Genomic DNA, 13,550 nt, shown 5'->3' on the forward strand with positions numbered 1-13,550 from the left:
TTAATTATTAACTTTTCTCTTGACTCACAAGGAAAACAAAAATAACGACTCTTCCCTTTCGGTAAGTGAGGGTGTTGAACAAAACAACGCCATCAATACCAAAGGATTAGAGCGGTTCAAAAACAAAAACTCCTCATTTTCACTGGATGAGTATGTCAGCGGTATAAAGTCAGGGAATCGAACTATTCTAAGTCGTGCTATCACGCTCATCGAAAGTACCAAGGCCGAACACCGTGAACTGGCGCAGGACATTATTGAACAGTGTTTGCCAGATACCGGTGAGTCTGTACGCATAGGAATTACCGGCGTACCGGGCGTAGGAAAAAGTACGTTTATAGAGTCGCTGGGCAATCACATTATTGATAAGGGGAATAAATTGGCGGTGTTAGCCATCGATCCCAGCAGTACCCGAACCAAAGGGAGTATTTTGGGTGATAAAACACGCATGGAAACGCTGGCCAATAATGATAGAGCATTTATTCGCCCCTCTCCTACGGGCGGCTCTCTGGGCGGCGTTGCGCGTAAAACACGTGAAACTATTTACCTTTGTGAGGCGGCCGGCTACGATACCATTTTTATCGAAACAGTGGGCGTTGGTCAGTCAGAAACGGCTGTACACTCAATGGTTGATTTCTTTCTACTGCTGATGCTCGCTGGGGCCGGGGATGAACTTCAAGGCATAAAGCGGGGTATTATGGAGATGGCCGATACCATTGCCATTAATAAAGTTGATGAAGCCGGTAAAAAGGCGGTTAATCAGGCCGTGCGAGAATACAAAAACGCACTGCACCTATATCCCGAAACAAAATCGGGGTGGACTCCTAAAGTAACGACTTGTTCGGCATTAACAGGCAAGGGTATTCCTGATCTATGGGAAATAATTCTAGAGTATATTCAGCTAACAAAAGAAAATAGTTACTTTGAAGAGAACAGAAACCGCCAGGCTAAGCACTGGATGTACGACACCATCACCAATAGACTTACGGAGCATTTCTATGACAATCCCGCAGTAAAAAAGAAACAGCAGGATATTGAACGGCAGGTATTAAATGGAGAGATGAGTTCTTTCAAAGCTGCCCAAAAACTGCTTGATCTATATTTCAGAGAGATAAAAAAATAGCATTGCCCCAATACCAACACAAGTTTTAGTACCGGGCAATCCTGTATCATAGCAATCTTTTATTCATTATTTCGCAATACGATGTCTCCATCATCACTTTCAATCTCAATACTGGCATTTCCCCCATTTACATTATAAACGGTTCTTTCTTCCTCATCACTTACTTTGTTAAAGTTGCCAATGGTATTGATATCAGTATCATCATGAATAATATCAATGCTACCGCCTCCGTCTAAAATATCCAGCTCCAGATCTCCGTCGTCTATACCAAAATAGTATTTACCAGCACCTGATAATCCAGTAGCAAAAAATAGGCTCGCATCATCTCCACTGACATCAATTTCGCTAAAACGGCCATTATCTACCCGAAGTTCCCCATCATCAAGCGTTGCTGTCAATTTCCCTTGACCTTTATCCATATGGATATCGCCATCATCAATTTTGAATGAAAAATCTTCGCCGGTGGCATTTTTTACGCTAATATCGGAATCATCTGCAACCATATTGATTGCCCCTCCAACATCGGAAATTTCATAGGTCCCATCGTCCCCTTTTACATCTATGGATACCCCTCTGGGAATTCTAACAGTTATTCGGTACTCCCTGTCAATATTTCCAATACGAAAACTATTATTATCTTGCTCAGCTTCTTTAATGTAAAGATTTCCATCTCGTTGTTTTACATTCATCTTGAATTCACCGTCAGAACCCCATTCAATTCCCTCTACATCAATACGGTGGTAAACATTAACATTGACATCAAACCGATCACTGCCAATAATATTAACCTCAGCATCGTCGCTGTCCAAAAACACGGTTCCGTCTGCAGCGATACCATAATCCTGATCTAATTTATATTTCTTATTTTGGGCTTCTACGGACAGAACCCCGACCAGTAAGAATATTGCAGTGATAATGGAGACAGAAATTTTCATATAGAAAAGCTTTTGTTAAAGTTGAAAACAACCCTACGAAAAATATGAAGAATTGTTATAGGAATAGAAGCATTTAACTAAGCTTCAATTCACTCTGCGCAGATGAAAATGCCACATCCTCTTCGTCAATGTCCTGCTCTCCCAGTGCTTCCTGCATTTCACTGCGGAGTTTCTGAATCGTTAGGCCACTAGTGAGCGAACCGTTTTTTGCAATGGAGATACGTCCCGTTTCTTCGGACACCACCACAACAAAAACGTTATTGGTTTCCGTAATACCCACTGCTGCACGATGGCGCGTCCCAAATACGGACGAGATATTTTGATTCTGTGAGATAGGCAGATAACAGCTTGCGGCTACAATTCGGTTATTGCGAATCACTATAGCCCCGTCGTGCAGTGGCGTATGTTTATTGAATATGGTTTTCAGCAGCTCGCTGTTTACTTTGGCGTCCAGTTTTACCCCAACATCGACTAGGTCTTGCAGCGTTGAAGTGCGCGCAAACACAATTAGCGCCCCGGTTTTGGTGTGAGACATATCACGGACAGCATCGACGACTTCATCGATAATGGTATTGGGATTGGAGCGCACGAAAAAGCGGTCGAGATTCGTATTCTGTCCCAGGCTATAGAGCAACTTGCGTATTTCAGGCTGGAAAATGATGAATACTGCCAAGATTCCCACATCCAAAATACCGCGAAGTATAAAATTGATGGTCGTGAGTCCCAATGCACTGACAGCCGCATTGATGATGATGATAAAAACGAGGCCTACGGCGGCTTGAATGGCAAACGTGCCGCGGATCCATCGGTACAGGTAGAACAATACCATGGTAATAATCAGGACTTCGATAAAGTCCCTGATTCCAAATTCAAGGAAGCCAATGGGAATCAACGGTGTACCTCGTTTTTCTGAATATTGTTTAGCAGAATATAAGTATTATTTAGCGAAGTTTTGTACGGGGAGAGAATTCAATCTGCTAAAAGTATAGCAGAATCCTATATTTGTTATTCTACGGATGAAAGAGCATTGAATACCTGCAGCGAATCGTGAGCCTCTTTGACGTCGTGCACGCGAATGATGTTGGCACCGTTAATCATAGCATGATAATGGACGGCTATGGTGCCTGTGAGACGATCATCAACCGGTCGATCGTTGAGTATTTGACCAATCATTGATTTTCGGGAAGCTCCTACTAAAATAGGACATCCCAGATCCTGAAATTCTTTGAGGTGGGCAATCAATTTGAGGTTGTGTTCCAGCGTTTTGCCAAAACCAATACCGGGATCGATAATAACATTTTCCAATCCCTTTTCTTTGGCTTTATGAATGCGGGTTTTCAGAAACTGCTTGATATCCGTAATCACATTTTCATAGGTGGGATCTTCTTGCATCGTTTTCGGATCATCCTGCGAGTGCATCATCACATATCCGGCATTATTCTGCACGCATAAATCCAGAAAACGGGGCTCTTTTTGGAGTCCGCTTACATCGTTAATAAAATGAGTGCCAAGCTTAAGGGCTTCCTCGGCCACCCGATACTTAGTCGTATCAATTGAAAAAAAGGTATCGGAAAATTGTGAAATGGCTTTCTCGAGGATTGGCAGTACGCGGTCAAGTTCTTCCTGCTCGGTAACGGGCTCAGAACCCGGACGGGTTGATTCTCCCCCTATGTCTATGATATGAGCGCCCTGAGAAATCATAAGCCCAATGTGACCCAGTGCTGTTTCCACTTCATTAAAGGTACCACCGTCGGAAAAGGAGTCGGGCGTAGCGTTGAGAATCCCCATTATTTTGGGAGAAGAAAGATCGAGCGTCTTATCTCGAATGGTAAGGAAGTTATTCTCAGGATAATTCTTGTTCATCAAGGTTGCAGATGTGATTAAGTAACTTTGTGATTAGGTAATTCACGTAATTCCTCAATCACCTAATCACTGCAAACAATTAATCCCACGTTTCCTCAAGATGTTCGCGCTTATCTTCCACTTCTGCCCACTCATCAGCATCGGGTAAATCTTCTTTAGTCTGATTAATGACGTGATCAGCCCATTCTTCGGCCAGTCGCTCATTAAGATCAATATAATGCTCCCACTCCATGGGCACTTCGTCATCGGGATAAATGGCTTCAACAGGGCATTCTGCTACGCAAGCATCGCAATCAATACATTCGATTGGATCAATGGTAAGAAAGTTTGGCCCTTCCCGAAAAGCATCAACCGGACAAACCGCCGCACAATTGGTGTATTTACAGTTGATGCATGGTTCTGTTACTACGTATGCCATTAGATCTGAAAAATTCTTTGATGTTTACAAATTGGACTAAATATCACGGCTTCTGTGGATAGATGCAACGTTTTATAGTTACAAAAACTAATTTAGACGAACTCTTAATTTTAAACTTTCAATATGTGAATTCTGATCGAATTACTTCTCTGCTAAATCATAATCAAGTAGCACCTGTACGCTATCAAGCGATCCATCGTTAGGTGCGGCTTTAGTATCCATCAGATGATTAATGAGTTCGTAAATATGGATATTCTGAAACGATTCAACCTTTGTTCCTTTTTTGAAAGCCGGCCCATGAGCAATAAAGAACGCCTGCATCGCTTTTTGGTTATTGTCATACCCGTGGGTAGCACGGGGCAGTGATTCAATGAACTCCTCCCGGTAATCCTCATCCAGTATGGTATACCCTAAATCTGCTACCATGACAATATCTTCTACCCGCCGATGATTTTTAAGATGATACCGCTCGGGCAGCTCTTCTTTTTTGTAAACACGAAAGTTTTCTTCAGCGGATTTCAATGCTTGATAAACCTTTTCCTCTCGCTTTTCTTTTGGCTGAATCATTGTTGCAGGTCCCCAGATAACGCGCTCGGTATCATCCATATCAATAATATCATCCAGCTGAATTATCTTATCGGCCGACTGATTTACCATTCCATGATCAGAGAGGACAATAATATTGGTATGGTTCCAGAGATTTTTTGCTTTCATTTCTTGCTTCAGATAGCCCATAAGCCGGTCGGCACGTTCAATAGCCTGTTTTACCGAATCTGAATCCGTACCATAGCGGTGCCCTTTGGTATCCACATCACTATAGTACAGTGTAGCAAAATCTACGGCTTGGTCACCGGGTGCCGTCATCCATTTTATGACCGTATCGATACGCGCCTTTCCGGGCATATCACCGTTATAGGTTTTCCAGTGCGTGGGACGCATATCCTGAACATCGGCTTCGGAACCCACCCAGAACATCGTTCCGGTTTTAATGCCCTGCTTTTCGAGAGTATTCCAGATCGGTTCACCTCCATACCATTTTCCATCTTCCACAGCCTCACGATCGCGAATGCGATACCACTCTTCCCACTTGGGATCATACATGGTGTTGTTCACAAATCCGCTGTTCTCGGGATACAATCCTGTTGCGATGGAATAGTGATTGGGAAACGTCTTGCTTGAAAAAACGGGGATCAAACCCTCGGCCTGTGCCCCACCGGCCGCAAGAGAATCAAACTGAGGAGTATCTGTCTTCTGTAAATAATTGTATTTAAAACCGTCAAAAGAAATCAAAAGTGTTTTGTTAGGTTCAGAATGCTGTTCATTACCGCATCCAATAAAACCTACAAATACTACAAAAACTGCAATTATATAAGCTCCTCGTCTCATATGTGGCCAAAGAAGATTTATGAAAATTTTAATTTTGCAATATCACTGAGGCCCTAAGATAAGGCAATAAACAAGGCATTACAGCCTTGTTTTGTCAAATCATTTAAAATAAAAAAGGGCTCCGATTTCTCGGAGCCCTTTGAAAACTAATCTATAGGCAATTCGTTAGAATGAATAACGAAGACCTATCTGCATCTGCCAACGAGAACTTAGATCAAAAGTATTGTACATTTCATCATCAGTTACGTCTTCAGGATCAAAGTTGACAATTGGCTTGCCAATATCATCACTGGTTGCAAGTCCGGAACCGCGACCGTTAATGAAGTCTTGGTCAACGTAGCCCTCAATTTTAACTGCTTGGTAGTTATTAAAGCTTACGCCTTGACGTAAACCCCAGTCTTCATTAAGGAAGTTAAGCACGTTAAACATGCTTGCTGTTATTTCTAGCGTTTGACCACCGAATGTCTGAATCTCCTGGTTGATTCGGAAATCAAGGAAGTTCGTCCATGGTTCACGTGCTGTACCACGAGGTACTACTTCTCCACGATACTCGTTCAGTGAAGATTCGCTTGCGATCCAGTCATTCAACTCATTCCAGTTTCCACTGGTAAGCACAACTTCATCTGCTGATGCCGGCACATACAATAAGTCGTTACCACGTTGACCATCAGCATTGGCATCACCATTGTAAATCCAGCTAAAGGGCGTTCCGGATCTACCATCAAAGATAACTGAGATAGTGGTACGCATGCGATCTGCCCATGAGAAGGTATATCCAACATTGGCCAGGATACGATGACGTCGCTCAAAGTCGGCTGTACCGATTCGAGGGTTGTTGACGTCTTTGTTCTCATTGTACTGCCAGTTGGAGATCGCGCGACTTGATGTACCGTTGTTCACGCTCTCAGCACGATTATAGGTATACGAAACATTTGTTCGCAAGCCCCAATCAAACTGCTTATTCAGCTCAGCTGTAATGCTGTAGTTGTAACCCTTGTCACTATTATCTAATACAAGAGCGTTCGTAAATCCTGAATTAATACGATTAGGATCACCAGTTACATTTCCGAAAAAGGAATTATATCCGCCATCAAATGATCCGTAAAATGGGCGGCCGTAGGGTGACGTCCCCGTTTGCCCCAAGTTAATATTTCGGTAAACAACAGCATTAATTGACTTCGAGTATATACCCTCTAAAGTTGCTGTAACACCGTAAGGGAGATCTTGATCTACCGCAAGGTTAAACTTAGCTGCCTGCGGATATTTGAAATCCTCTTCAATCAGGTTAACCTCTGTAGTACTAATAGGACTTAAACTATTATTACCACCAGGCGTGGGTTGATTGTTGGGATCAGGACTAAAGAAACCATTGCCCAGTCCTCCTGGATTAAAGGTATCTACACGGCCGTAGTCGGCACCGGTATTGCTGTACTGGTTGGAAATCCATACAAAGGGAGGTGTTCCAGAGAAAATCCCTGCACCACCACGAATTTGCGTGGTGTATTCGCCAGTATCCGGAGCCCAGTTAAAGCCAAAACGCGGTGACCAGAGAATATTTCCACTGGCAACACGATCTGTACTGTATCCTGGAAATGCGTTTGGAACATTAGAATTGAATGTTGGATCATCTGGCATAATGGGGACATCTACACGTAACCCGAATGTCAGCTTCAAGTTCGGCTGTACCGTCCACTTGTCCTGAACATAGCCGCCTAATTGAATGGCGTTAAATTCTGCAGCACGGTTTCCGTCCGGCAATAGATAACTATAATTATAACCCACTGGATTACCATCCTCATAGTCATCTACACTCCAAAATTCATATGAACCGAAATCATCCTGTACAAAGAGGTTTCGGAACTTAAATATCTGGTTGCTGGTCCCAATCGTAAATTCGTGATCTCCACGAATGTAAGTGAAGTTATTCGTTATTTCTATGAGGTCCTGATCCAAGGCATTCGCCTGTGAAAAGCGATCAATACCCTGCAAAATACTGGCAAAGTCACCATTGTTGTCCGTAACACTTATATCAACTTCCGGATAAGGTTGAGCAACTACATCCCGTGAATCTCTAATACGAGTATATACAGCACGAAAGGTATTGGACATGTTATTGCCAAAACTACTATTCAGCTCTGCAACCAAAGAGTTTTGCGTACTATTAAAGTTGTACTGACGATTAGAGAAACTATATGAAGATGATCCACGGCTTATACCCTCTTCATCCGTTGCATCTACAAAATTATAGCGGAACGTCAATTTATGATCCTGGTTAATATTCCAGTCAAGCTTGGCAAGGAGTTTATTGTTATCCTGAGTTGCATCTAAATTATTACCAAAAGAACCTGGATCATAATTATATACATTACGGGAAATATTTTGAATGTCAGTAAAAGTAGAAGCAGGTACTTCAAAACTGTTATCCTGTCCACTTCCTAAAATACCACCAGTAATCGGTGCCGTTTCTCGTTTAAACTCTCCGCTAACAAAGAAGAAGAGTTCGTCTTCAATGATAGGTCCACCCAGTGTAAGACCAAGATACTGCTCGTCAAATGAAGCAACATCTTCAGAAGTTTCACCATCTTCTGTTATATAATTACCAACGAAACTTTCATTCCTTAGTTGGTAATAAGCAGAGCCGGTAAAGGTGTTGGTACCACTTTTCGTAACGGCGTTAATCTGTCCACCGGTGAAGTTGTTATTTGTAACTTCAAAGGGAGCGATATCAACATTAAACTCTTCAATCGCATCAATGCTTATAGGTGAGCTAACTCCTGCCTGGCTACCGGGCGTACCTTCACCCAGACCAAAGACATCATTCAGAGTAGCACCGTCAACCAACAGGTTATTATAGCGATCGTTATCACCACCAAAACTTCCACCACCGGTTGCTTGTGGCGTTAATCGTGTAAAGTCACCTAAAGAACGCGATAGCGTAGGTGTTTGGCTAATCTCTTCACTGCTGATGTTTGTCCCTGCACCGGTTCGGTCACGGTTAAAGGTTTCATCAGCTTGTGCTACTACAGAAATTTCATCCAATTTCATTTCACCTTCTTCCAGGGTGAAATTGACCTCAACGGTTTCGCCGAGTTGTACTTCAGAAATCTCTTTTTTATTGGCATTGAACCCTACGAATGTAACCTGTATTTCGTAAGGCCCGCCAACTCGAACGCTCTTAAATGAGTAACGTCCGTTGGGTCGAGTTGCGGTACCGTATCGGGTACCAGTAGGTTGATGTATAGCTACAACATTTGCGCCCGGTAGCGGTTCGCCCTGCGTATCTACAACGGTTCCTTCAATTGAACCTGAGGTAGTACCCTGAGCAAACATCACCATCGGTAGCAAGAGCATTGCCGCCAGTAAAAATAAGTAACGTTTCATAATCGATAGTTATGTTCGTTTTGATTAGTGATTAGAGTTGTGCCTTTAAAGCGCCTGCTTTTTAAGCAATATGTAAAATAACAGGCCGTTGAGAACAGAAGACCATAAGCTGACTCAGTCGCCCTCAATCGGTTGCTAATATAAAAAACCTGAGTGACTTATTATACCCCTGTCTCGCGAATATTAGTATACAAATCCTAAGATTAGCAGAATGTTAACTCTTCCTTTTCTATTAATGATATATCTAGCCTAAAACTGTTTAAAAGTACTTTTCAAATTCTTACCCTCTATTAGTGCAGGAATATTGTGCGCATATATTTTTTCAATCTGCCAAGCTATTACCTTTATATTTTAATAGCAGAAGAGGCATAAAGCGCAGATCCTAACATTTGAACTATATTACCTCTTCTGATGATAATTTGAATCCTTTTAAAGGACTTTTCTCGGAACTTTCTCTACTGTTTTCATTTTAAGTAACACTGATAGCAATATGCACAAATCTCAAAAAATTAATTCATCTATGAAAAAGCTACTATCCGTTATAATATTAGCGGTTCTTTTAACATTCTCACTAAATACTATTAGTAATGCTCAAGACGCCGACAAAAATCTTGGCGTTGGCTTCATGGTAGGTGAACCTACGGGTTTAACAGCTAAGTCATGGACCGGCAACGGCAATGCGATTGACGTAGGTGTTGCCTGGTCGTTTGGTCGATATGATGCCATCACCTTGCAAGCTGACTATTTATGGCACAATTACAATCTATTCAGTGAAGTTGATGAGGGAAGCTTACCATTATACTATGGTATAGGTGGGCGCCTCGTGCTCGGAGAAAATGACTCCTATATTGGGGCTAGAGTGCCGATTGGCATCAACTATCTCTTTGAAGATGCCCCTGTAGGACTATTCCTTGAAGCGGCACCAATATTAAACCTTGCACCATCAACCGACTTTGATATTGACGGTACGCTGGGTGCCCGCTTTTACTTTTAATTATTAACTGTCAGCAAATAAATTACCGAAAGGGATGCTTGCATATTCAGGCATCCCTTTTTTAATTAAATTAGTATTTCTTCACCCTCTTTGGCCAATCCCACCTCGATAAATGACTCATTGTGTTCCACTCGCAGGTATTCATCCAAAGCCAGAAGTTTTTCATCATCAGAGTCAGGGTCGTGATGTGTAATAAACAGGCGTTGCACTTCGGCCGCTTTTGCAAATTTCACTACATATTCCCAGGCCGAATGTCCCCACCCTTCTTTCGCTTGATAGGATTTGCGATTATACTGCCCATCGTGGATAAGCAAGTCTACCCCTTGCACAAACTCTTTCAGACGATTTTGAAAAGTCGAACCCTCTCCGTCAAAAGCTCCTAACTCATTGTCCGGGCAGTAAACAATCTTTTTATCACCCACATGTATTTTATACACTGCGGTTTGTACCGGATGATTAGCCAGCATGAACTCTACCTCATAATGCTTATAATTTATCCGATCTTGTGGTTGAGTTACATACTCCAGATTGGCATCAATCATATCGAGAGTAACCGGAAAAAATGTCTTGGTGAGATGACCATCTAAAATGTCTTTGCATCCGCCTTCTTGTCCCTGATCGGGCATATGTATAGCAAAATAATTTTTAGATCCATAAATAGGCTTAAAGAAGGGAAATCCCTGAATATGATCCCAGTGCGGATGTGTAATAAAAATACGACCTCTGATTTTATCCGGTCGGTCTACAATACTATTCCCAAGATTTCGTATACCCGTTCCGCTATCCAGAATTAACATCTCTTCTGTGCCGGGTATATCAATTTCCAAGCAAGAGGTATTCCCTCCATACTCCATATTCTCCTTGTTAGCGCAAGGAGTGGAACCGCGAACCCCCCAAAACGTAATACTTATCTCTTGCGTAGCATTGCCCATCAAATCATATCATTTTGTGAACTTTTAACCGCTGCAGATCATCATTTATATTTTAAACTTGCCCTGTACCCCAATACAGCTGCAGATGTATTATTCTTCATCAATAAAAAACAAATCAGGAAAAAAAGAAATTTCCAATTAATCACCTGACTCTTCGCGGATCTGATCCATTTTTTCCGTGATCGAATCCATCTTTTCCTGCTTACCCTCCAACTTTTGCTCAACCTCATCAATTCTATTCTCGACCTCGTCGAGCAAGCTATTTCCACCGCTGGAAGGTTTAAAATAGGTTTTTTTCTCTTTGTACTGCAGCACTTCTTTTTCTAACTGCTTGGCTTCTTTTTGAACCTTATTATACTCTTTGCGCAGCTTTTGGATTTTACTCCTGTCATCGGGATCTAAATCAGCTTTCGCTAACTCTTGATCAAACTTGTCACCTGATTTTGCTGCACGCATGCGATCATAAATCACATCACAGGCCTCCCGGTACTCCTTCCACATCTTATTTTTGTGTTTGATGGGTACATAACCCGCATTTTTAAACTCTTCCTGCAATCCTTTGGCAATGTCGACAGCCTCAATTGGGTCATCGTGTTTGCCCAGCTCACGAAGTTTTTCGAGGATTTCTTTCTTCTTTTCCAGATTTTCTTTGCGCTCCTCTTTTACCTCTTTGAAGTGCTCGCGGCGGCGATCATAAAATTCATCCATCGCCCCTTTGAACTTCTTCCATATTTTTTCTGACTTATCACGCGGCACCGGACCAATTTTCTTCCATCGATCCATAAAACTCTGCATCTGGGAATGGCCCTTCTCAAAATCGTCAGTTGACTTAACTTCATTGGCCTTGTCGATGAGCTCCAGCTTTTGCTGATAATGCTCTTCTTCCTGCTCACGAATTTTATCCTGGTTATTTGCCTTACGATCATTAAATGCATCGGTAGCCGACTTAAATCGCGACCATAGTTTATCCTCGGCACGCTGCGGCAAATTACCCACCTTCTTCCATCGGCGATGAAGTTTATTAATTTTTCGAGCAGCCGTTGCCAGATCGTCCTCTTCCAGCAAAGCCTCTGCCTCTTTAATAATCTTTTCTTTCTTATGAGTAAATTTATCTACCTTACTCTGGTGATCGGGATCGTATTTATACTTTCGATCGTAATATTCATCCTGCGCACTTTTATACCGATCCCAAACCTTGTCTGACTTTTCTTTTGGTACTCGACCAATCTTCTTCCACTGTTTGGTCAAATCCTCAAACTGCTCCTCAATTTCATCCCAGTTTTCCGTCTCATGCGTCATCGACTCAGCGACATTTTCCATCTTTTCAAGGACAGTCAATTTAAGCATCAGGTTATCTTCCTCTTTCTGACGCTTCTGAACCAGGCGGTCTACCTTGTGATCATTGAAAGTATCGAGCAGTTCCTCAAAACGCTTATCAAGCTCCTCTCCTTTTCCACTGGGCAAAGGACCCGTATTTCTCCATTGTCCTTTCATCTGATTGACCCGGCGGGTTGCCGTCCAGGTTTCATTAGATACAATACCCTCAAGTTCCTTTAAGAGCTCTTTCTTTGTTTCGAGATTCTCCTTCTTTTTCTTGTCAAGCTCAGCATAATGCTGCTCTTTTCGCTCTTCAAAATCATCAACAATATCATTGAATTTTTTGTAAAGCTTTTTCGCCTGCTCCTCATCATCTGTATCGGGACCTTCGGCCCAACGGTGACTTAAATTGTCGAGCTCTACCGAAACGTACGACCAGTCATTCTGCTTAGCCAGTTCTTGGGCCTTATCTACGATATTCTTGTAATAATCCAGCGGACTTTCTTCCTCTGAGGTCTCTTCTTCAACTTCCCCTTCGGCCACGTCTTCTTGTTCCTGGTCCTCATTTTCATTGGTATCCTGCTCTACCTCGGCTTCTACTTGCTCCACATCAGCTTCTTCTTCATCTACTTCAGAAGTTTCTTGTTTCGCTTTCTCCTCTGCAACATCGCCTGTTTCAGCTTCAGCCAGATCCGCTTTCTTCTCTTCGACTTGCTGTTTCAATGTACTGAAATCGCCTATGGCTTGGATATTTTCAACCTCATCCTCAAGTGCTTTCAGATCCTCAAGCGTTACGTCGCCGGCAAGTGTCTCCTCTACCCTCGACTGGAGCTTTGAAAAAGCATTCCTAAGCTCCGAAAGCTTATCCTCAAGATCCTCGGGGGAAACCTCGCAAAGTTTCGTTCGATCTTCTTCCTCCTTCCCTTTCAGAAAAAGCTCATTGTTTTTGGTTAAAATTACGTATTCATCCTCATACACATGCTGGGATGTTTCCTTGTTCTCTTCCATAGTAGTGTTCACAAGTACCTCTATATAACGCTTGGCGATTCGAAATTTTGCTTCTAAACTCTTAGCTCCTCAAGAGTTTAAGTAAGTAAGATAATATTTCTATAGAACTTATTACAATCGATCTGGGATACCAAAACATCCATAAATTAAGAAAGCCGACCTCCTACGGATGCCGGCTCCAAAACATTTACTGTAA

Annotated in this window: 10 protein-coding genes; 2 read left to right on the top strand and 8 right to left on the bottom strand. The window is 42.3% G+C overall.

Annotation, left to right across the window (positions count from 1 at the left end; translation table 11 throughout):
- Positions 1 to 19 precede the first annotated feature (19 nt).
- A complete protein-coding gene (meaB, locus tag ACT3IB_RS08510) occupies positions 20 to 1,120 on the top strand; it encodes a methylmalonyl Co-A mutase-associated GTPase MeaB (protein WP_491538579.1) in 1,101 nt (366 codons plus the stop codon).
- A 59-nt stretch (positions 1,121 to 1,179) separates the two neighbouring features.
- On the opposite strand, the gene ACT3IB_RS08515 is transcribed toward meaB, so the two are convergent.
- From ACT3IB_RS08515 to ACT3IB_RS08540, 6 genes are all read right to left on the bottom strand, one after another.
- Positions 1,180 to 2,055, bottom strand: a complete 876-nt coding sequence (locus ACT3IB_RS08515; RefSeq protein WP_491538580.1) for a DUF4097 family beta strand repeat-containing protein — start codon at positions 2,053 to 2,055, stop codon at positions 1,180 to 1,182.
- 73 nt (positions 2,056 to 2,128) lie between these two features.
- Entirely contained in the window at positions 2,129 to 2,947 is an 819-nt protein-coding gene (cdaA, locus tag ACT3IB_RS08520) for a diadenylate cyclase CdaA (RefSeq protein WP_491538581.1), read from the bottom strand.
- Positions 2,948 to 3,060: 113 nt separating this feature from the next.
- Positions 3,061 to 3,918 (bottom strand): dihydropteroate synthase, encoded by an 858-nt coding sequence (gene folP / locus ACT3IB_RS08525; protein WP_491538582.1) that lies wholly within the window; start codon positions 3,916 to 3,918, stop codon positions 3,061 to 3,063.
- 79 nt (positions 3,919 to 3,997) lie between these two features.
- Complete coding sequence (locus ACT3IB_RS08530) at positions 3,998 to 4,336, bottom strand: DUF3470 domain-containing protein (RefSeq protein WP_445664290.1); 339 nt, start codon at positions 4,334 to 4,336, stop codon at positions 3,998 to 4,000.
- Between the two features lie 141 nt (positions 4,337 to 4,477).
- Complete coding sequence (locus ACT3IB_RS08535; RefSeq protein WP_491538583.1) at positions 4,478 to 5,722, bottom strand: alkaline phosphatase family protein; 1,245 nt, start codon at positions 5,720 to 5,722, stop codon at positions 4,478 to 4,480.
- 165 nt (positions 5,723 to 5,887) lie between these two features.
- Positions 5,888 to 9,103 (bottom strand): TonB-dependent receptor, encoded by a 3,216-nt coding sequence (locus tag ACT3IB_RS08540; protein WP_491538584.1) that lies wholly within the window; start codon positions 9,101 to 9,103, stop codon positions 5,888 to 5,890.
- 520 nt (positions 9,104 to 9,623) lie between these two features.
- Here ACT3IB_RS08540 and ACT3IB_RS08545 point away from each other — a divergent pair.
- Positions 9,624 to 10,097, top strand: coding sequence for a hypothetical protein (locus ACT3IB_RS08545; RefSeq protein ID WP_491538585.1), 474 nt, complete (start codon positions 9,624 to 9,626; stop codon positions 10,095 to 10,097).
- A gap of 65 nt (positions 10,098 to 10,162) precedes the next feature.
- Here the strand turns inward: ACT3IB_RS08545 and ACT3IB_RS08550 are convergent, their stop codons facing one another.
- Positions 10,163 to 11,029 (bottom strand): MBL fold metallo-hydrolase, encoded by an 867-nt coding sequence (locus tag ACT3IB_RS08550; protein WP_491538586.1) that lies wholly within the window; start codon positions 11,027 to 11,029, stop codon positions 10,163 to 10,165.
- 138 nt (positions 11,030 to 11,167) lie between these two features.
- Entirely contained in the window at positions 11,168 to 13,354 is a 2,187-nt protein-coding gene (locus tag ACT3IB_RS08555; protein WP_491538587.1) for a DUF349 domain-containing protein, read from the bottom strand.
- Positions 13,355 to 13,550 lie beyond the last annotated feature (196 nt).

Source organism: Fodinibius sp. GM21 (assembly GCF_058386955.1).

Bases quoted from the DNA above. Each gene is read 5' to 3' on its own strand.
- ACT3IB_RS08515 (WP_491538580.1), bottom strand. From the start codon at position 2,055: ATGAAAATTTCTGTCTCCATTATCACTGCAATATTCTTACTGGTCGGG.
- folP (WP_491538582.1), bottom strand. From the start codon at position 3,918: ATGAACAAGAATTATCCTGAGAATAACTTCCTTACCATTCGAGATAAG.
- ACT3IB_RS08530 (WP_445664290.1), bottom strand. From the start codon at position 4,336: ATGGCATACGTAGTAACAGAACCATGCATCAACTGTAAATACACCAAT.
- ACT3IB_RS08535 (WP_491538583.1), bottom strand. From the start codon at position 5,722: ATGAGACGAGGAGCTTATATAATTGCAGTTTTTGTAGTATTTGTAGGT.
- ACT3IB_RS08540 (WP_491538584.1), bottom strand. From the start codon at position 9,103: ATGAAACGTTACTTATTTTTACTGGCGGCAATGCTCTTGCTACCGATG.
- ACT3IB_RS08545 (WP_491538585.1), top strand. From the start codon at position 9,624: ATGAAAAAGCTACTATCCGTTATAATATTAGCGGTTCTTTTAACATTC.
- ACT3IB_RS08550 (WP_491538586.1), bottom strand. From the start codon at position 11,029: ATGGGCAATGCTACGCAAGAGATAAGTATTACGTTTTGGGGGGTTCGC.
- ACT3IB_RS08555 (WP_491538587.1), bottom strand. From the start codon at position 13,354: ATGGAAGAGAACAAGGAAACATCCCAGCATGTGTATGAGGATGAATAC.